This is a genomic window from Pedobacter sp. GR22-10, assembly GCF_026239715.1.
GTDB lineage: Bacteria > Bacteroidota > Bacteroidia > Sphingobacteriales > Sphingobacteriaceae > Pedobacter.
In genome coordinates this window covers 226223-244473 of sequence record NZ_JAPIVR010000003.1, presented here as the reverse complement: position 1 = coordinate 244473, position 18251 = coordinate 226223, and the positions used below count along the sequence as shown (strand labels likewise).

Sequence of the window (18251 nt, the reverse complement as noted above, 5' to 3'; positions counted from 1 at the left end):
TCTAAAATCATGAATATAAAACGCACTTTCGGAACCATATTAACTGTTCTGGGCATTATCGGACTCATCTATGCCGGATATGGCTTTGTCAACCACAGTCAGAATACACGTGGCTTATTTGTGTACGGTATTATCGGATTGATATTCTTCGTATCTGGAATTGGGCTTGTTAAAAATACCAAAGACGAGAGTTAATGCTCTTCCTATAAGATCGCTGGATAAACAACCTTTAATAGGTATTAGTGCTTGTTTTTTCTTTTATGCTTTATAATCTGATACTGGCTAAATGCAACCAGACAGCCAGCCAAAATAATAATTCCAGCAGATAGCAGGTTTTTAGGATTCTGGTTGATGTAGTAAGCTGCGGCCAATACTAAAACTGCTGCAGCGATGCCGATGATGTAATGAAGAACTAGTCCTTTTTTCATATGCTGTTTAACTTCAGTAAGTAACAAAGATTCGGAAATAAATCAGAATTGGTGTAACAGGAAGTTAATTTTTTAAAGTAATCCTGTTGTTTTCAAAATTGAGCTGATGGCCTGCAAAATCTATATCTGTTAACTCCTTCATGCGTTTAAAAGCACGGTGGCTTTCATCCCGTGTCAACCGTTTAATTTTATCTTGTTGTATAGATGTCACATCGGCGTAAAGGAAATTACCTTTGGCATTTACTTTCAACTGAAGCAATGGTGCAATGCCGTTATTGCCTTTCAGACTGAACATGCCGTAAGTGCAGAAGTTTCCGAGGCTATAAGCAATGAACTTGTTTTTATAAACTTCTACGGCTCGGGTAACGTGTGGGCCGTGACCTAAAACCACATCTGCACCAGCATCTATTACAGCATGGGCAAAAGCATAAACATTGCCCCTGTTTTCTTTATAAAATATTTCATTTTTACGTGGCACATGTTCAAACCTGGCGCCTTCGCCACCACCATGAAATGATACAATTACAATATCTGCCATGGTTTTGAGACGGGTAACCAAAGCTTTGGCATCAGCTACTTTATTGATAGAAACGGTATTTTCATTTGGCGCAAATGCACAGAAAGCATATTTCACGCTATCCTTTTCAAAAATTTCGAAAGGTTTGTTCAGCTGACCAGCATAATGAATTTGTAACGAATCTAAAATTCTGGCAGTGTTTTTTCTTCCTCTCGAATCAAAATCGCCCACGTGGTTATTGGCAATGCTTAATACATTAAAGCCTGCTTTTTTATAGATACCGGCATAGCGCTCCGGCATTCTGAATGCATAGCAATTATTGGGATTAATGCCATTACATTTTGTAGAATGACCTGAGTTTAAAAAACAACCTTCCAGATTACCAAAGACAATATCACCCTTTAATAGGCTATCAACCGCCTGAAAACTATTCACTGCATCATCAGCGGGAAGGTTTGAAGTGGATGGAAAGGCTGAGCCCAGCATGATATCGCCAACGGCGGTGATGGAAATGGTATCTTTTATTTTTTTAACTACAGTATCTGTTTTAGCTGTTGATACCACTACCTGTGCACTATTGTTGGTGCAACTGAAGATGGTAATGATTGCGGAAAGGGTTAAAAAAGATGTCTTTATGAATTTCATCGGCTATGGATGGGATAAAAAAAATCCTCCAAAATTACTTCTGGAGGACTATATCTGTTTAATCTAAGATCGTAAATCTACAATCGTATTTATTCTACTGTAAATTCTTTTTTAAATGATTCTAAAACGCGGCCGCCCTTGTAAAAATAACGACTGTAATAGGGCTCATTTAAATTGCTGATCACTACACCACGTGAACTCGATGCATGTGCAAATCTGTTATCACCAAGATAGATACCAACATGAGAAATACTTCTGCTTCTTATCTTGAAGAAAACGAGGTCACCCTCTTTTAAATCTTCTTTAGATAATGGGTCTACCATACTGAAGATATCACGAGAATTTCTTCTGATTGTAGTGTTGAAAACTTTGTCGTATATCGCTTTGGTAAAAGCAGAGCAATCAATCCCTTTTTTGCTTGAACCACCATAACTGTAAGGTGTTCCGATCCATTCGTAAATAAACTTATATAATTTTAAGTTCGACGTTGCATCCACCGCTACACCCATTACCTGAGAAAAGTATTGTGAAGCTAAGTTGTCAGGATCATTTAAGTCTTTACCAGATTCTTTTGTTTTTGTTTGTGCAAATGCAGTTGAGAGCGTACAGATAGCAATTATGGATGAAAACAAAAATTTTTTAATCATGTTATACAGTTATGTTTGGGTATTCACTTACACAGTAACGTAAACCATTTTGGCTTATTGTTGATTTGTCAAAGGTATCAATTATACAAATGTCATCCAAATGTTTGTGTTAAAAAGTAAAAGTTATTAACATCTCCACGTTGTGACATGTTAGTTAACGGTGTTTTATATTTAAAATTATCCCAAGATAGAAAACAATTTTTGAAGAAAACTAGACCACTTCGAATTGATTTTAATTGTTCTGGCTCAAAGTTATTTAAGATGATTAATAAGTGAGCAATTGAAACGTTAAATCAATCTGTATTTACCATTGTGAGCTTTAATTCCTTAAAAAGTGGAAATTAATTTCCGGATTTTTTTGTATAAGTATTTCCTATACGATCTGATGGAAAGGGAATTGGTTAATTGTGGTGTGGTAATGTTTCGCAGAATAAAATTTCACAATCATTAGAATAAGTAATTTGTTAAATCGTGAAATTAATCATCCGTGAAATTGCCTTTTTTGAAGAATAGGGAGATATGAACGCCAAATGGTTAAGTAACAAAAGTTAAATGTAATTTCATAGCTGATATTATGATGTTTTTACATTAGAAAGTGCCAAAAATTATAATAAAAAAATTAGATTTGCTGTCGCAAAAAAACAAATACCCTAAAATGAGTGCAGTAGAAATAAATAAAGATACCTGGTTAAAGTGGTTTGAGTCGATGTTGCTGATGCGCAAATTCGAAGAGAAAACTGGCCAGTTATACGGACAACAAAAAATACGTGGCTTTTGTCATTTATACATTGGACAAGAAGCTGTTGTAGCAGGTGCAATATCTGCAATGCAAAAAGGTGATTCGATGATTACTACTTATCGCGATCACGCTCATGCTTTAGCTTTAGGTGTAAGTGCCGACAGCATCATGGCAGAAATGTATGGTAAGGCTACAGGTTGCTCTAAAGGTAAAGGTGGTTCAATGCACATGTTTAGCAAAGAACATAATTTTTATGGTGGACACGCAATTGTTGGAGGTCAGATTCCATTAGGCGCTGGTGTTGCTTTTGCAGAAAAATATAAAGGAACAGATAATGTTAATATTTGTTATATGGGCGATGGCGCAGTACGTCAGGGTGCATTAAACGAAACATTTAACATGGCCATGTTGTGGAAATTACCGGTAATTTTTGTTTGTGAAAACAATGGTTATGCCATGGGTACTTCGGTACAGCGTACCACCAACATGACTGATATTTATAAAATTGGTTTAGGTTTTGATATGCCATGCGCACCTGTTGATGGTATGGACCCTGTTGCTGTTCATAATGCAATGGATGAAGCTATTCAGCGCGCCCGTAAAGGTGAAGGACCAACTTTCCTGGAAATGAGAACTTACCGTTACCGTGGACACTCCATGTCTGATCCGGCTAAATATCGTACTAAAGAAGAATTAGAAGATTATAAAGCTAAAGATCCGGTTGAATTGGCGAGAGAAACAATCCTGAAAGAAAAATATGCCGATGAGGCCTGGATTGAAGAAGTAGAAGCTAAAGTTAAAGCAACTGTAGACCAGGCAGTTAAATTTGCTGAGGAGTCTCCGTGGCCGGAAGTTTCTGAATTATACAAAGATGTGTATATGACAGAAAACTATCCTTATGTAATGGACTAATATTTTAAAGATTTCAATTAATTAGATATAATGGCTGAGGTAATTAAAATGCCCAAAATGAGCGACACCATGACCGAAGGGGTTTTGGCGAAGTGGCATAAAAAAGTGGGCGATAAAGTGAAAAGCGGAGATGTTTTGGCAGAAGTAGAAACTGACAAGGCAACAATGGATATGGAATCTTACTGGGATGGTACGCTTTTATACATCGGTGTAGAAGAAGGAACCGCTGTGCCTGTTGATGCTGTTATGGCCGTTATTGGTAAAGAAGGTGAAGATTACAAAGCAGCTTTAGAAGCAGAACAGTCTGGAAGTCAGGAATCGGCAAGTCCGAAGTCTGAAAGTAAAGATGACGTGCCTAAGGCTGATGATAAAAAAGAAGAAACTGCTCCTGCGCAAGGTGGTGGTTTAAGCGAGGAAGAACTGGCAGAAAAAGGTGTTACCGTAATTCGGATGCCTTTGCTAAGTGATACCATGACTGAAGGCGTAATTGCTGAATGGCATAAAAAAGTTGGTGATAAAGTTAAGGACGATGATGTTTTAGCTGATGTAGAAACCGATAAGGCAACTATGGAAGTGATGGGTTATGCAACCGGTACTTTATTGCACATTGGTGTGGAGAAAGGTTCAGCAGCTAAGGTAAATGGAATTATAGCTATTGTTGGTCCTGAAGGAACCGATGTAAGTGGTATCTTGGCTGGTGGAGATCAAAACGCAAAGCCTAAAGCAGAAAGCGAAGAAAAAACCGAAGCACCTAAAGAAGAGAAGCAAACAACAGCCGCTGACGCCACTTCAACTCCTGTTGTAGAAGGTTCTTCTGATAGTCGTGTAAAAGCATCGCCTCTGGCTAAGAAAATTGCCAAAGATAAAGGAATTGATTTATCGCAGGTTTCTGGTAGTGCAGAAGGTGGTCGAATCATTAAAAAAGATATTGAAAACTATAAGCCAGCAGCACCAGCTGAAAGCGGGAAGCCAAAAGCAGAAAGCAGCGAACAACCGAAAGCAGCGGCCGCCGCTCCGGTAATTCCTACTTATGTTGGCGAAGTTAAATACACTGAACAGCCGGTTTCGCAAATGCGTAAAGTAATTGCCAAACGTTTAGCTGAAAGTTTATTTACTGCTCCTCATTTTTACTTAACCGTAAGTATTGATATGGATAATGCAATGGCAGCCCGTACGGCAATTAATGCTGTTGCCCCAGTTAAAGTTTCATTCAATGATATCGTAATTAAAGCGGTTGCAGTTGCATTGAAGAAACACCCTGCTGTTAACTCATCATGGGGTGGAGATAAAATCCGTTTCAATGAACATACCAACATTGGTGTAGCGATGGCTGTTGAAGATGGTTTATTGGTTCCTGTAGTACGTTTTGCTGATGGGAAATCATTATCACATATTTCTGCAGAAGTGAAAGACTTCGGTGGTAAAGCAAAAGCTAAAAAATTACAACCAGCAGATTGGGAAGGTTCTACTTTCACTGTATCTAACTTAGGTATGTTTGGTATTGATGAATTTACTTCTATTATCAACTCTCCTGATGGTGCAATTTTATCAGTGGGTGCAATTCAGCAAGTTCCTGTAGTGAAAAATGGTGCTGTTGTTCCAGGTAACGTAATGAAGTTGACTTTAGGTTGCGATCACCGTGTAGTTGATGGTGCAACCGGAGCGCAGTTCCTGCAAACCTTGAAAGGATTACTTGAAGAACCAATCAGGTTATTAGCTTAATCAGTTAACAAATTACAAGTTTAAGTTTTCGGACTGAGAAATATACATCAAGCCATTCCTGAATAGGAGTGGCTTTTTTGGGTTTTGAATTTTGCAATATGTCCAGCAATTTCAGACATCCCTTAGATATTCATTACACATATAATTTAACTGCGCAGAAGTTTTTTACAACCCATTCACTTTGCGATGGATTGATGCAGCTATATTCGACGTATTGAAATTGACCAGCAAGCCAAGCTTAATACCTGATAATTTTAAATAGGTTAATACTTGTTTATGATGAACAGGAGCAAGCATTTCAATAGATTTTATTTCAATGATTACTAAGTTATTGACAAGTAAATCTACCCTATATCCTGTTTTAAGTTTTATTTTATTAAAGATGATTGGTAAAGGAACTTGCCTCCTGACACTTAAGCCATCTTCAGTTAGCAAATAGATTAATATCGCTTCATAGGCAGATTCCAATAAGCCTGGACCAAGTGTATGATATGTTTTAAAGATAGCACCACGTACCAGATAAGAAATATCATTTTCATCCATTGTTAAATTATTTTGATGTTAAGAATGGGATGAATAGTCTAATATAAGAATTTAATTAAAATCTATGTAAATCTTTGATCCGCGGGAATAAAAAGATATGTTTAAATGGTTCCCGCTGATATGCACAGATCTCGCAGATATAGGACTTTGAGGATGTTTTAAGCGCTATATTAAAAATCAGCGTTAATCATCTTTGATCTGCGGGAGTAAAAAAGGTGTTTAAATGGTTCCCGCTGATATGCACAGATCTCGCAGATATAAGACTTTGAGTATATATTAAGTGCTATATTGAAAATCTGCGTTAATCATCTTTGATCCGCGGGAATAAAAAATGTGTTTAAATAGTTCCCGCTGATATGCGGGGATTTCGCAGATATAGGACTTTGAGGATGTATTAGGCGCTATATTAAAAATCAGCGTTAATCATCTTTGATCTGCGGGATAAAAAAGGTGTTTAAATGGTACCTGCTGATTTGCGGGGATTTCGCAGATATAAGACTTTGAGGATGTAAAGCGTTATATTGAAAATCTGTGTTAATCATCTTTGATCTGCGGGAATACAAAAAATGCGTTTAATCGTTCCTACTGATTGCGCAGATCTCACCGATGAAATAAGCCTTCATGCGTATCATCCAGTATATTCAACAACTAAACCTGCTTAGATCTCCATGACCTGCAGGCAATTTTGAAAACAAATCCTAAACCCTTTCTGCATTACTTTGTTAATTATGGAAATACCACAATCATGAATAAAGAAAAATTAATACAGGAAGCTTATCTTGTATCACATACAATAGCAGAAAACGGAAATTTCCCCAATAATCAAAAATTACCTTTAATGATTTATAAGGGTGCTTTCCTGATTCATCCTGATGAAACTGAAGAAGTGATTAAAAAAGTGTTTGCTCAAAATGGATATTCTAATGCCTGGGTGGATGGGATTTTTGATTATCCACATTATCATAGCAATACGCATGAGGTAATGGGGGTATTCTGTGGCAAAGCCGAAGTACAGTTTGGTGGTGAACACGGCGTTTGTATTGAATTGGATAAAGGCGATGTTGTAGTAATCCCCGCTGGTGTTGCACACATGAAATTAAGTGCCAGTGAAGACTTTACGGTAGTAGGTGCTTATCCAAATGGAGCAGAGTACAATATTAAATATGGTAAGCCTGAAGAACGTCCGGAGGCAGATGAAGAGATTGCAAAAGTTAAGAATCCGGATAATGATCCGGTTTATGGAAGCAAAGGACATTTGTTCGAATGCTGGTATCATCAAAAATGCGCAAATGTTTAAAACTCTTTCTGATTAAACGTCTAAAATTCTTTAATTTTCGGGTTTTAAATCCCTCTTTTTTTACATAAATGAATTTTAGATATATCTGTTCAGTATTAGCCCTCTCTGTCACTTTATTAACCGCATGCAACAGCAAAAAATCAGAAGAGAAAAAGGCTGCTGACGCCAAAATCCGCGTAAAAGAAGATGATAAGGCGGACAGTATTTTAATTGCATACGATCCGGCGAAAGGTGATAAGTGGATCGCTGATTTTGTACAGAACCTGCATAAAAAGTATGGGTTTAATGGAAATATGCTCGTTGCGAAGGATGGCAAAATTCTATATGAAAAAGCCATTGGCTGGGCAGATTATCTGCATCGCGACAGCTTAAAGATCAATTCAGAGTTTGAACTGGCCTCTATTACCAAAACCTTTACCGGAACTGCCATTATGCAGTTGGTTGAGGCCGGTAAATTGTCGTTAAATGATAATGTAAAGAAGTTTTTTCCAAACTTTCCATATGATGGCATTACTGTAAAATTGCTTCTGAGTCACCGTAGCGGCATGATGAATTATGTTTATTTCATTGATGATATCTGGAGGAAGGAAAAGCGTCCGATGAAAAAGGGCGTGACCAATCAGGAAGTGATGAATGTAATTGCCGAGCGCAAACCAAATCCCTATACCAAACCAGATAATCGTTTCCATTACAACAATTCCAATTTTATGGTTTTGGGAGCGATCATTGAAAAGGTTACAGGACAGCGCTACTCGCAATACATGATGGAACATATTTTTAAACCTGCAGGCTTGAAACATACGCATGTATACAGCACTACCGAATATGAAAAAATTCCGGTTGACGTGGTAGGGCATGATCGTACCTGGAAGTACTCTGTTGCACAGAATTTTTTAGATGGCCCAGTTGGAGATAAAGGAATTTACAGTACGTTACATGATTTGGTTTTATTTGATAAGTATCTTAAAAACGGAAGACTAATTACCAAAAAAAGTAGCGATTCTTCATACGTTGGGCGTAATAAGCCTGTAAATGGCCACTTTAACTATGGCTATGGATGGAGAATGTTTGATGGTGAAAAGATGGACAAGGTGGTATACCATACCGGATGGTGGCATGGTTTCAGGCACATCTATGTGCGTGATTTAGATAAAAACATCATCGTTATATTTTTGGGAAATTTAACTAACGGAAGTTTAATGCATCTGGATGATTTATACAAACACTTGAATATGCCAATTATCCGTAAAGGTGCTTATCATGGAAACGGGAGCTTACCAGGCTCCGATGAAGATTAATTTTTATGGCAAAGACAAAATGGATTATTGAGCCAAATACGCTCACCATTTATCCGAAACGTAATTTACGGATAGTTGGATTGGTTTTTTTCATTCTCTTTTTAGGGCTTGTTTACTATCTTTCTACTCAGATGAGCGGCTATTCTCAAAGCACTACCATAATTTATTGTGGGGTACTGTTAATGGTTCCGTTACTCTTAGTCTGGATGGCAGAATCAAAATTAATCTTTAATGGAACGGACAGAACATTATATCGGAAGATTGGTTTTTTACCAGTAGGCTCTATCTCTTTTGATGATATTGCCGCTGTTGACTCATATGAAGTTTATGGTGGCGGATACAGTTATCGCTTATTTAAAAAAAGTAACAGGCATGGGAAAGGCCTGCCAGTATCTAACGGGTATAGTAAGGTTACCGATGCTAACCTGATTCAGTATCAGAATGAGGTTTTACCAAAAATTGATGAACTTGTTTTTGCCAACGCACCGGTGATTCTGAAACAGGCGATTTATGACTTTGAATTCTTTAAAGAAGAAGGCGGCATTTACCAATTAAAGCAGCAGAAAATTGGAGGAGTGATTGTTGGTTTAATTATGATAGGGATTACGGTTGCCATCTTACTTCAACCAGATTTTATGGCTGGAGAAAATGCCTTTAAAAGGATCCTGGTGACTTATTTCCCGCTTATAATTGGTCTGGTGTTATTCTACATGGTATTTTCAAGTGTAAAATTTGATAAACACCAGCGAAAATTAATCCATGCTACTTTTGGCGGACGTAAGGTGAAAGAATATGCTTTTGATGATATTATTCGTTTTCAGATTGTTAGAAAAACCACAAACCTGATTTATTCGGGCACAGAGGTTAATGCCGAAATTTACCTGCCTGGTAAAGATAAAATGCGTGTAATGTCTTTAAAGAGTTTTATGGGTACTAAAAAAATTGATCGCTTTCTTGATGAACTCAATACTATTCTGGGAAGAATTTAAAAAATAGCAGAAAAGTATTAGCGTGTAAATTAATGCTTTTACAAGCTTCATTTGAAAACCAATCCAGCCGAGTTTCGTTTACTATAAAAACAATAAATATGTTCGATAAATTATTTGCAGCGCAACAAAAAGCTGAGGAAATTAAAAAACGTTTAGATACCATTTCTGTATTTGGTGAAGTCGAAAATGGCGCCATAAAGATTACAGCAACAGCCAATAAAGCCATTACCGGTGTTGCTATTGATGATGAATTTTTAAAAAATACAGATAAGGAGGCGTTGGAAGAATTGCTGTTAACTGCCATCAATAAAGCCCTGGCGAATGCTGAAGAAGTAAGTGCTACAGAAATGCAGGCCTCGGCACAAGACATGCTGGGTGGTTTAGGTGGCATGTTTGGACAGTAATTAATTTTAAAGTCCCAACTGGGTGGTGAAGCTATAAGTTCATTACCAAGTATACAATAACTAAATCTCCGATATATGAAATATACATATTATGGTCAGTCTTGCTTTTTAATCGAAGCAGATGGCAAAAAATTCCTCTTTGATCCGTTTATTAAATCAAACCCACTGGCAAAGGATGTTGATACCTCTAAAATTGAAGCCGATTATATTTTGGTTAGTCATGGGCACGGTGACCATGTGGCTGACTTAGTCGAATTGGCTAAGCAAACCGATGCACAGGTTATTGCAGTGGTAGAGGTAGCCAAATGGATAAAGGAACAAGGTGTTGAAAAGGTTACCGACATTAATTTTGGGACACAAACAATGCCTTTTGGTAAATTGCGTACCGTATGGGCTGTTCACAGCAGTTCAAATCCTGATGGAAGCTATGGCGGAAATCCGGCGGGTTTTGTGCTAGGACTAGAGGGTAAGCAAATTTATTTTGCCGGCGATACGGCTTTAACCTCAGAAATGAAGTTACTGGCTGAACTGCATCACCTCGATTATGCCATTTTACCTATCGGTGGTCATTATACGATGGATGTAGACGATGCTGTTATCGCAGCTAAATACATCAATTGTGATCAGATAATAGGTGTACATTATAATACTTTTCCTCCGATTAGTATCAATGAAGAAGATGCGATAGCCAAATTTAAGCGCGAGGACAAAACGTTATTGCTTCCAAAGATTGGTGAAACCATCAGTTTATAGCTGATTTGTTATATGATTTCTGACGGGTAAGTATACCAGAAAGAGGATAATAAAAAAAGGGTTCTAACTTTCGTCAGAACCCTTTTTCAATCATCATACTAACCTAATTTTTTTTAGCAGCAGTTTTATTTGCTTTATAGCGCATATCTGGTGTACCGTCTTTTTTAGTTTTTACATCAACTTTAGTTACTGATTTAGTTTTATTTTCTTTAAAACGTTTATCCGGAGTACCATCAGCTTTAACTTTAGAAGTTGCCGTAGTTGTTTTTGTCTCTACTTTTTTAGTTTCTTGTTTTGCAGCTGCTTTTGCAGGAGCTGTTGTAGTTTTCACTTCTTTTTTAACAACAGTTTTAGCTTTAGCCGGAGTTGTTGCAGGTGTTTGAGCAAATGCTGTAGATAAACCAAATGCTGCGATTGCGATTAAACTTAATAACTTTTTCATAATTCTTTATTTTTTTGTTTTACTCGTTTATTTGTTGATGTAAAATTGATTAATCGTAATGAAGTTTTAATGAAGATGACTATTTAATTTAATGAGCGGCCAACCAGTTATCTCCTTCACCAATTTCTACTACAATTGGAACGGTTAACTTAATGGCATTGGCCATCTTATCCTGGATAATGGATTTCATCACTTCTTTTTCAGATTTAACTACATCAAACACAAGCTCATCATGTACCTGCATGGTCATGGTTGACTGCAGATTTTGTGCTTTCATTTCGCGATGAATGTTGATCATCGCAATTTTGATCATATCTGCTGCCGAACCTTGGATAGGTGCGTTAATAGCATTTCGTTCTGCAAAACCACGTACTGTTTGATTGGCTGAGTTAATGTCTCTTAAATAGCGTCTTCTACCCATAATCGTCTCTACAAAACCATTTTCCCTTGCAAAGTTCATGGTATCGCTCATATATCGCTTAATACCCGGATACTGGGTGAAATATTGTTCAATGATATCAGCAGCCTCTTTACGCGGTATGCCCAGGTTTTGCGATAAACCAAAAGCAGATTGGCCGTAAATAATACCGAAGTTAACCGCCTTTGCATTTCTTCTCTGCGTACTATCTACATCTTCAATACTTACGCCATATACTTTTGCTGCTGTGGCGGTATGAATATCAATGCCGTTGTTAAAAGCATCCAGCATGTTTTCTTCTTTACTGATTTCGGCAATTATCCTCAATTCAATTTGAGAATAATCCGCAGATAGCAAGATATGGTTCTCATCCCGGGCAATAAATGCCTTACGTACCTCTCTTCCTCTTTCCGTACGGATAGGGATGTTCTGAAGGTTAGGGTTGTTAGAACTTAACCGGCCTGTTGCGGCAACAGCCTGATTGTATGAAGTATGCACCCGGCCCGTTTTTGGATTGACCATTAATGGTAGTGCATCAACATAAGTAGATTTTAGTTTTTGTAACTGCCTGAAATCTAAAATGTCTTTTACAATATCGCTCTTATTTGCCAGGGCCATGAGTACATCTTCGCCGGTTTGGTACTGTCCTGTTTTTGTTTTCTTAGCTTTAGGATCAAGCTGTAGTTTATCAAATAAAACTTCGCCCAATTGTTTTGGAGAGGCTAAATTGAAGGTTAAGCCCGCTTTTTCATAAACGCTTTGCTCTGCTTTGCGGATTTCAATTTCCAATTCGGAAGAATAAGCTTTAAGCGTGTCCATATCAATGCGAACACCTTCTTTTTCGATATCAGCAAGAACATATACCAAAGGATTTTCTATTTCTTCTGCAAGTTTAGCGGCATTGAGCTCTACCAATTTCGGTTCAAAGATTTGAGCCAGTTGCAAGGTTACATCAGCATCTTCAGCAGCATAATCTACAACGTCTTCCACCGGAACATCACGCATCGTGCCTTGGTTTTTTCCTTTTGGACCAATCAGCTTGGTAATGGAGATGGGTGAATAACTCAGGTAATTTTCAGCTAAAATATCCATCCCATGTCGCGTATCCGGATCAATCAGGTAGTGGGCCAGCATGGTATCAAAAATTTTCCCCTGAACTTCTACACCATACCATTTCAGAACCAGAATGTCATATTTAGTATTTTGTCCGATTTTCTCAATTTCCGGATTTTCTAAAACTACCCGAAACTCATCAACAATGGCCTGTGCTTCGTCTCTGACTGCAGAAAGCGGAATATAATATCCGGTTCCGGGTTTAATAGAGAATGATAAACCTACAAGATCGGCAATGTTGGCATCCGTTCCGGTGGTTTCGGTATCGAAAGAAATTTTAGGCTCTGCTAATAAAAGTTTAATTAAATCAGCACGTTTTTCAGCCGTATCCACCAACTGATAATCATGTTCGGTGTTTTCTATCGTTTTGGCTGGCAGCTTCTCTGCAGGTTCCTCTTCTAAAGTGTTGGTATATTGGATGGATTCTCCGGATTGATTGCCAAATAAGTCTGTCTGTGTGCCTTCTCCAAACCTGGCAGTGGTTACAGAAAATTCATCACCAAAAACACGGCGACCTAAAGTTCTAAATTCAAGTTCAGTAAAAAGAGGTTCGAGCAAATCACGACTAGGATCGCAGATTTCTAAACTGGCCTCATCTAATTCTACGGGAACATCTAAAATAATAGTGGCCAGCTTTTTTGAAATTAATCCCTGTTCAGCAAAGTTTTCTACATTTTCACGTTGCTTACCTTTAAGCTCGTGCGAGTGGGCAATGATATTTTCCATAGATCCATAGGTCTTGATTAAAGACTTGGCGGTTTTTTCGCCGATTCCCGGAATCCCAGGGATATTATCCACAGCATCACCCCATAATCCTAAAATATCAATCACCTGGAGTACGTTCTCAATTTCCCATTTGGCCAGTACCTCTTTAACGCCCAGAATTTCCATGTCGTTACCCATACGGGCGGGTTTATAAATAAAGATATTTTCAGATACCAGCTGAGCAAAATCTTTATCTGGGGTCATGCAGAAAACCTGATAGCCTTTTTGCTCGGCTTTTTTTGCCAGGGTACCAATAATATCATCCGCTTCATAGCCATCAGACGTAATGACCGGAATATTAAAGCCGGTGATCAGTTTGATTACATAAGGCATGGCTGCCGCTAAATCTTCCGGCATGGCCTGGCGCTGTGCTTTATAGGCTTCAAAGGATGTATGTCTTTCTGTTGGTGCATCCGTATCAAAAACCACCGCCATATGGCTTGGCTTTTCTTTCTTTAAAACATCAAGCAGTGTATTGGTAAAGCCCATAACAGCAGATGTATTAATTCCGGAAGAAGTGAATCGGGGATTTTTACTTAATGCAAAATGCGCCCGATACATCAATGCCATTCCATCTAGAAGAAAGAGTTTTTTCATAAAATATTGATTACACAGATAAAAAGGATTACTCCGGTTTATTGTTTACTTATTCGAGTAAAAGTAACCAAAGTTAGCCAAATCATTAAAATGCTTTTTCAACAAAATCCAGTGAATGCAAAGGATTAAAAAAAATGCAACTTTATGGTTTAAATAATAAGATTTAGGTTTGAGTTCACGTTATTTGTATAAAGGCTATTCATATGATGAAGTTTCTATTTGCTGTATCTCTTTTCTTATTTTCAATAACCCATCTTTTCGCCCAGGATTTCATCGTAAAAAATAATGACGATGTGATTCGTGGTACCATAAAAGGAACAGATTATTTCTCTGTTTTAATCAGTGCCAATGATGAAAGTGATGTTGTTCTGCCGGCTAAGGACGTGAAGAATTTTTTCTGGAACGGCAATGCTTTCCTAAGTAAGGGTTTTGCTAACGGTAAAAATTTTGAATACCGCTTTGTAAAAGTAATGGAGTTGGGGGCAGTGAATTTATATTCTTTTGGTGGGGGCAATCTGGTGCCTGCAGCGAAGGATAGAAAAGTTAGGTTTCGTCCGTCTGTGGGGATTGGGGCAGGAACCGGAGGTTTTGGTGGCATGGGCATGGGCGGAGGAATTAGCATAGGTGGTGGCGGTAATGCCAGGCGAGAAAAGCCTGCCGGTGCATCTGCAGTAAGATACTTTATTGAAAAACCAGGTTCAGGTCCGCTGCAGGAACTATCGGTTAAGGCCATTACTGATGATGATAAGCGTGCTGCTGTGCGAACCATTTTACTGCAAAAGCTGGGCGATGCTCCGGGTTTTAAAGAGAAAGTCGAATATAGCGCTGAGTATAATATTCGCGATGTAATTGAATTGGTGAAAGCCTATAATGAGGTGAAGAAATAACGAGGACTTACAGGATTGAATGATTTTAAGATCGAGATTAACTATTGGTTAAAGATGTAGCACGAAAGCTGAAATAACCAGGGGTTTCAACGTTAGTATACAACAAATTTATCAGGTTTTAAGGTTTGAAAATCATTAATTATCGCGCACAGCAATTCATTAAATGATCATTTACCATACCAGTGGCCTGCATAAAAGCATAACAAATGGTGGTACCGAAAAACTTAAAGCCACGTTTTTTCATATCCTTGCTCATCCGATCGGAGATTTCTGTGCTGGCTGGTACATCGCTCATCTTCTGAATATTGTTTTCAATGGTTTTATGACCAGGAATATAAGCCCAGATATAATTGTAGAAACTTCCGAATTCTTTTTGAATTTCGATAAACAGTCTGGCGTTTAAAATTGCAGCATTTACCTTCAGTTTGTTTCTGATGATCCCCTGATCGTTCAGGAGGCGTTCAACATCCTGCTCATTAAATGCTGCCACTTTTTGTACGTCAAAATTGGCAAAGGCTTTGCGGTAATTTTCCCTTCTGCGAAGAATGGTAATCCAGCTTAAGCCGGCCTGCGCGCCCTCCAGGATCAGAAATTCAAATAAAGTTTGATCATCATAAACAGGCTTACCCCATTCTTCATCATGATATTTGATGTATAGCGGATCAGTGCCGGCCCAGGTGCAGCGTATTAGGGAGTTTTGAGTTTTGAGTTTGGCGTTTTGAGTATGCATGGTGGCGAGTTTGGAGTTTGCGGGATGGCTAGCTTGGAGTTTAGATTCTATGCGATAACTAGTTCAGAGTTAAGCTTGTTAGGAATAATGAGAAATACTTAATAGAGTATAAAAGCATATGGATAGAACAAAACTATAGTTGGTTACTTTTTTTTTAAAGTGTGATTATGGTGTATTTTTAATTAGGAAACGCTCAGGATTGTTCATCATGTAAACTAATAATTTTGCAACCTCTTCAGCTTGACTATTTAGTTTCTCAAATTCAACATTACTGATATAGTCACAAGCTAAAGCAAACTCCAACCATGTTTGTGTTTCGCCATTTTCAGTATCAGCATCTGATAATTTGCTTACAAAGTGATTTGGATATCTTCGTTTTCGGTATGCCTCCGCCAGGTTGGCACAAACGCTTCTGGAGCATCTCCGAATTTGATCAGTCAAACTGTAGCGTTCATCTGCCGGAAACTTCTTAGTTATTATAAAAATATCCATAGCCAGTATGAAGCCTTTTTGATAGGCAAGTAAGTCTTTAATCGTTCCCATAGATAAATATAATTACATTATCTGAATTTGAACGGCCACCCTAAACTCCAAACTTAAGACTCCAAACTACTTTGTAACTCATCCCAATACTCCACTGCTCTTCTGTAATGCGGGATTACGATGCTTCCACCAACCAGGTTGGCGATCATAAAAATTTCATTCATTTCTTCACTGTTTACACCAGCATCATGACATTTTCCTAAATGATATTTAATGCAATCATCGCAACGTAAAACCATTGAAGCAACTAAACCAAGCATTTCTTTTGTTTTAACATCTAAGGCACCATCGGCATATGAAGTGGTATCTAAAGCAAAAAAACGCTTGATGTTTGTATTTGCAGTTTCCATGATTCTATCGTTCATTTTTTCACGATAGCCATTAAATTCTTCTACTAACTTTCCCATATTGTAAAATTTAAATCTTTTTTAAGAGACGATTGTTTGTTTATTAAATGATTGAATATGAAAATTATATCCCCTAAGTTTCATGCCGTTTTAGATTATATGCTGGTGATGTTGCTCCTGATTTCGCCAGATCTCTTTGGTCTTTCTGAAACCGGTTCAACATTATCTTATACCCTCGGAATTGTCCAATTTCTTTTAACCATCTGTACCAATTTTAGTGGTGGTATTTTTAAAATCATCAGTCTAAAGCTTCACGGTTTACTTGAACTTGTGGTCAGCATCATTTTAATCATTTTGGCCTTTACTGTGTTTAAAGGTAATGTGGTAGATGAAATGTTTTATGCCTGTTTAGGTCTTTTGATTTTAATTATTTTTACCATCACAGATTATAAAAGAAGCTTGCCGGTTATTCTGTAATCTCTTCCAGCGGATTCCAGAAAACCTGTTTGAAATTTAAAACCTTATCACCTTTTACCCGGATACCCTCTTTGGCCAATAATTCTTCCATCATTTCCGGTGTTCCGAAATGAAACTTTCCCGTCAGTAATCCACTGCTGTTTACCACACGATGTGCCGGTACTTTCGGGTGTGCGGTACCTGCAAAACGCATCGCATGACCAACCATTCTCGATGATTTTGCTGCACCTAAACTTTTAGCGATGGCACCATAAGAGGTAACCCTGCCTTTCGGAATCAGTCGCACAATTTCATATACCTGCTCGTAAAAGTTGGTGTTCATTACTCAAATGAAAATTGGATGTAATTGATGTTTTTATCGTGTAATAAGTATTTCTTTTCGTAATAAGTTTTGATCGATAATACATCATCAGCAAACTCCGAAGTGTACAGATGATCCGTATTTTTGTGCACGATCAAACCTAACGCTGTTGTTTTTTCAACAGTGTAGGCATAAAGCTGGTCGTTATCTGTTTTCAGGTTTACACATCCACCTGGTTTCAACACCTGTTTATATCGGTTCAAAAATGCGGGAAAGGTGAGTCGTTTTTTTTCCCGGCTATCCTGTGGCTGAGGATCAGGAAAAGTAATCCAGATTTCATCAATTTCACCTTCTGCAAAATACTCGAGGATATTTTCGATCTGTATTCTCAGAAATGCAACGTTATCAATGCTTTCTTCAATAGCGGTTTTGGCACCACGCCAGATGCGGTTACCTTTATAATCGATACCGATGAAATTTTTATCCGGGAATAACCTGGCCAGGTTTACGGAATATTCGCCTTTACCACAAGCAAGTTCGAGCACCACCGGATTGGTATTTTTGAAATGATGAGCTGCCCAATTTCCCTTTAATACTTTGCCTTCTTCTAATTGATATACGTTTGCAAAGGTTTCGATCTCCGCAAAACGCCTAAGTTTATCTTTACCCAAAAGTTTAATTTTTCTGCAAAAATACAATTAAATCAATATCGAAGTTCTTTTGACAGAAAGATTAAT

21 protein-coding genes are annotated in these 18251 nt (G+C 37.9%); 10 read left to right on the top strand and 11 right to left on the bottom strand.

Features of this window, described 5'->3' with window-relative positions; genetic code table 11:
* Window positions 1-9 precede the first annotated feature (9 nt).
* Complete coding sequence (locus OQX64_RS13725; RefSeq protein ID WP_088299709.1) at window positions 10-195, top strand: hypothetical protein; 186 nt, start codon at window positions 10-12, stop codon at window positions 193-195.
* Between the two features lie 44 nt (window positions 196-239).
* On the opposite strand, the gene OQX64_RS13720 is transcribed toward OQX64_RS13725, so the two are convergent.
* The 3 genes from OQX64_RS13720 to OQX64_RS13710 all read right to left on the bottom strand — a co-directional run bounded on the left by OQX64_RS13720 (window position 240) and on the right by OQX64_RS13710 (window position 2237).
* On the bottom strand, window positions 240-428 hold the full coding sequence (locus OQX64_RS13720) for a hypothetical protein (RefSeq protein ID WP_088299708.1): 189 nt from the start codon (window positions 426-428) through the stop codon (window positions 240-242).
* 64 nt (window positions 429-492) lie between these two features.
* Window positions 493-1590, bottom strand: coding sequence for a CapA family protein (locus OQX64_RS13715; protein ID WP_265819209.1), 1098 nt, complete (start codon window positions 1588-1590; stop codon window positions 493-495).
* 89 nt (window positions 1591-1679) lie between these two features.
* The gene (locus tag OQX64_RS13710; RefSeq protein ID WP_088299706.1) at window positions 1680-2237 is read right to left on the bottom strand and encodes a C40 family peptidase; all 558 of its coding nucleotides are present in this window, start codon (window positions 2235-2237) and stop codon (window positions 1680-1682) included.
* A 655-nt stretch (window positions 2238-2892) separates the two neighbouring features.
* On the opposite strand from OQX64_RS13710, the gene pdhA reads away from it, so the two are divergent.
* Window positions 2893-3888: a pyruvate dehydrogenase (acetyl-transferring) E1 component subunit alpha gene (gene pdhA, locus OQX64_RS13705; protein WP_088299705.1), complete on the top strand. Its 996-nt coding sequence runs from the start codon at window positions 2893-2895 to the stop codon at window positions 3886-3888.
* Window positions 3889-3918: 30 nt separating this feature from the next.
* Entirely contained in the window at window positions 3919-5610 is a 1692-nt protein-coding gene (locus OQX64_RS13700) for a pyruvate dehydrogenase complex dihydrolipoamide acetyltransferase (RefSeq protein WP_265819207.1), read from the top strand.
* Window positions 5611-5775: 165 nt separating this feature from the next.
* On the opposite strand, the gene OQX64_RS13695 is transcribed toward OQX64_RS13700, so the two are convergent.
* The gene (locus tag OQX64_RS13695; protein WP_088299703.1) at window positions 5776-6153 is read right to left on the bottom strand and encodes a GxxExxY protein; all 378 of its coding nucleotides are present in this window, start codon (window positions 6151-6153) and stop codon (window positions 5776-5778) included.
* 745 nt (window positions 6154-6898) lie between these two features.
* On the opposite strand from OQX64_RS13695, the gene OQX64_RS13690 reads away from it, so the two are divergent.
* The 5 genes from OQX64_RS13690 to OQX64_RS13670 all read left to right on the top strand — a co-directional run bounded on the left by OQX64_RS13690 (window position 6899) and on the right by OQX64_RS13670 (window position 10894).
* On the top strand, window positions 6899-7450 hold the full coding sequence (locus OQX64_RS13690; RefSeq protein WP_265819206.1) for a cupin domain-containing protein: 552 nt from the start codon (window positions 6899-6901) through the stop codon (window positions 7448-7450).
* A gap of 68 nt (window positions 7451-7518) precedes the next feature.
* Window positions 7519-8748 carry a serine hydrolase domain-containing protein gene (locus tag OQX64_RS13685; protein WP_088299701.1) on the top strand — a complete coding sequence of 410 codons (1230 nt, stop codon included), beginning with the start codon at window positions 7519-7521 and terminating at the stop codon, window positions 8746-8748.
* A gap of 5 nt (window positions 8749-8753) precedes the next feature.
* Window positions 8754-9737, top strand: coding sequence for a hypothetical protein (locus OQX64_RS13680; protein ID WP_265819205.1), 984 nt, complete (start codon window positions 8754-8756; stop codon window positions 9735-9737).
* A gap of 98 nt (window positions 9738-9835) precedes the next feature.
* Complete coding sequence (locus OQX64_RS13675) at window positions 9836-10141, top strand: YbaB/EbfC family nucleoid-associated protein (protein WP_088299699.1); 306 nt, start codon at window positions 9836-9838, stop codon at window positions 10139-10141.
* Window positions 10142-10216: 75 nt separating this feature from the next.
* The gene (locus OQX64_RS13670; protein ID WP_088299698.1) at window positions 10217-10894 is read left to right on the top strand and encodes a metal-dependent hydrolase; all 678 of its coding nucleotides are present in this window, start codon (window positions 10217-10219) and stop codon (window positions 10892-10894) included.
* A 103-nt stretch (window positions 10895-10997) separates the two neighbouring features.
* Here the strand turns inward: OQX64_RS13670 and OQX64_RS13665 are convergent, their stop codons facing one another.
* On the bottom strand, window positions 10998-11336 hold the full coding sequence (locus tag OQX64_RS13665) for a hypothetical protein (RefSeq protein ID WP_088299697.1): 339 nt from the start codon (window positions 11334-11336) through the stop codon (window positions 10998-11000).
* Between the two features lie 88 nt (window positions 11337-11424).
* Window positions 11425-14229, bottom strand: a complete 2805-nt coding sequence (gene polA, locus OQX64_RS13660; RefSeq protein WP_265819203.1) for a DNA polymerase I — start codon at window positions 14227-14229, stop codon at window positions 11425-11427.
* A gap of 203 nt (window positions 14230-14432) precedes the next feature.
* Here polA and OQX64_RS13655 point away from each other — a divergent pair, with 203 nt between their 5' ends.
* Window positions 14433-15116, top strand: a complete 684-nt coding sequence (locus tag OQX64_RS13655) for a hypothetical protein (protein ID WP_265819202.1) — start codon at window positions 14433-14435, stop codon at window positions 15114-15116.
* Between the two features lie 139 nt (window positions 15117-15255).
* Here the strand turns inward: OQX64_RS13655 and OQX64_RS13650 are convergent, their stop codons facing one another.
* From OQX64_RS13650 to OQX64_RS13640, 3 genes are all read right to left on the bottom strand, one after another.
* The gene (locus OQX64_RS13650; protein WP_265819201.1) at window positions 15256-15846 is read right to left on the bottom strand and encodes a DNA-3-methyladenine glycosylase I; all 591 of its coding nucleotides are present in this window, start codon (window positions 15844-15846) and stop codon (window positions 15256-15258) included.
* Window positions 15847-16011: 165 nt separating this feature from the next.
* The gene (locus tag OQX64_RS13645) at window positions 16012-16389 is read right to left on the bottom strand and encodes a four helix bundle protein (RefSeq protein ID WP_088299693.1); all 378 of its coding nucleotides are present in this window, start codon (window positions 16387-16389) and stop codon (window positions 16012-16014) included.
* Window positions 16390-16442: 53 nt separating this feature from the next.
* The gene (locus OQX64_RS13640) at window positions 16443-16796 is read right to left on the bottom strand and encodes a carboxymuconolactone decarboxylase family protein (protein ID WP_265819200.1); all 354 of its coding nucleotides are present in this window, start codon (window positions 16794-16796) and stop codon (window positions 16443-16445) included.
* Window positions 16797-16853: 57 nt separating this feature from the next.
* Between OQX64_RS13640 and OQX64_RS13635 the strand changes: the two genes are divergently transcribed.
* The gene (locus OQX64_RS13635) at window positions 16854-17213 is read left to right on the top strand and encodes a hypothetical protein (protein WP_265819199.1); all 360 of its coding nucleotides are present in this window, start codon (window positions 16854-16856) and stop codon (window positions 17211-17213) included.
* Here OQX64_RS13635 and OQX64_RS13630 read toward each other — a convergent pair.
* Both OQX64_RS13630 and trmB read right to left on the bottom strand, forming a co-directional pair.
* The gene (locus OQX64_RS13630) at window positions 17203-17535 is read right to left on the bottom strand and encodes an MGMT family protein (RefSeq protein WP_265819198.1); all 333 of its coding nucleotides are present in this window, start codon (window positions 17533-17535) and stop codon (window positions 17203-17205) included. The genes OQX64_RS13635 and OQX64_RS13630 overlap by 11 nt on opposite strands.
* Window positions 17535-18185 carry a tRNA (guanosine(46)-N7)-methyltransferase TrmB gene (gene trmB, locus OQX64_RS13625; RefSeq protein WP_088299689.1) on the bottom strand — a complete coding sequence of 217 codons (651 nt, stop codon included), beginning with the start codon at window positions 18183-18185 and terminating at the stop codon, window positions 17535-17537. Before trmB ends, OQX64_RS13630 begins: the two co-directional genes overlap by 1 nt.
* Window positions 18186-18251: the final 66 nt, after the last annotated feature.

Coding starts and splice junctions, on each gene's coding strand:
- OQX64_RS13725 (WP_088299709.1), top strand. CDS start 10: ATGAATATAAAACGCACTTTCGGAACCATATTAACTGTTCTGGGCATT.
- OQX64_RS13720 (WP_088299708.1), bottom strand. CDS start 428: ATGAAAAAAGGACTAGTTCTTCATTACATCATCGGCATCGCTGCAGCA.
- OQX64_RS13715 (WP_265819209.1), bottom strand. CDS start 1,590: ATGAAATTCATAAAGACATCTTTTTTAACCCTTTCCGCAATCATTACC.
- OQX64_RS13710 (WP_088299706.1), bottom strand. CDS start 2,237: ATGATTAAAAAATTTTTGTTTTCATCCATAATTGCTATCTGTACGCTC.
- pdhA (WP_088299705.1), top strand. CDS start 2,893: ATGAGTGCAGTAGAAATAAATAAAGATACCTGGTTAAAGTGGTTTGAG.
- OQX64_RS13700 (WP_265819207.1), top strand. CDS start 3,919: ATGGCTGAGGTAATTAAAATGCCCAAAATGAGCGACACCATGACCGAA.
- OQX64_RS13695 (WP_088299703.1), bottom strand. CDS start 6,153: ATGGATGAAAATGATATTTCTTATCTGGTACGTGGTGCTATCTTTAAA.
- OQX64_RS13690 (WP_265819206.1), top strand. CDS start 6,899: ATGAATAAAGAAAAATTAATACAGGAAGCTTATCTTGTATCACATACA.
- OQX64_RS13685 (WP_088299701.1), top strand. CDS start 7,519: ATGAATTTTAGATATATCTGTTCAGTATTAGCCCTCTCTGTCACTTTA.
- OQX64_RS13680 (WP_265819205.1), top strand. CDS start 8,754: ATGGCAAAGACAAAATGGATTATTGAGCCAAATACGCTCACCATTTAT.
- OQX64_RS13675 (WP_088299699.1), top strand. CDS start 9,836: ATGTTCGATAAATTATTTGCAGCGCAACAAAAAGCTGAGGAAATTAAA.
- OQX64_RS13670 (WP_088299698.1), top strand. CDS start 10,217: ATGAAATATACATATTATGGTCAGTCTTGCTTTTTAATCGAAGCAGAT.
- OQX64_RS13665 (WP_088299697.1), bottom strand. CDS start 11,336: ATGAAAAAGTTATTAAGTTTAATCGCAATCGCAGCATTTGGTTTATCT.
- polA (WP_265819203.1), bottom strand. CDS start 14,229: ATGAAAAAACTCTTTCTTCTAGATGGAATGGCATTGATGTATCGGGCG.
- OQX64_RS13655 (WP_265819202.1), top strand. CDS start 14,433: ATGATGAAGTTTCTATTTGCTGTATCTCTTTTCTTATTTTCAATAACC.
- OQX64_RS13650 (WP_265819201.1), bottom strand. CDS start 15,846: ATGCATACTCAAAACGCCAAACTCAAAACTCAAAACTCCCTAATACGC.
- OQX64_RS13645 (WP_088299693.1), bottom strand. CDS start 16,389: ATGGGAACGATTAAAGACTTACTTGCCTATCAAAAAGGCTTCATACTG.
- OQX64_RS13640 (WP_265819200.1), bottom strand. CDS start 16,796: ATGGGAAAGTTAGTAGAAGAATTTAATGGCTATCGTGAAAAAATGAAC.
- OQX64_RS13635 (WP_265819199.1), top strand. CDS start 16,854: ATGAAAATTATATCCCCTAAGTTTCATGCCGTTTTAGATTATATGCTG.
- OQX64_RS13630 (WP_265819198.1), bottom strand. CDS start 17,535: ATGAACACCAACTTTTACGAGCAGGTATATGAAATTGTGCGACTGATT.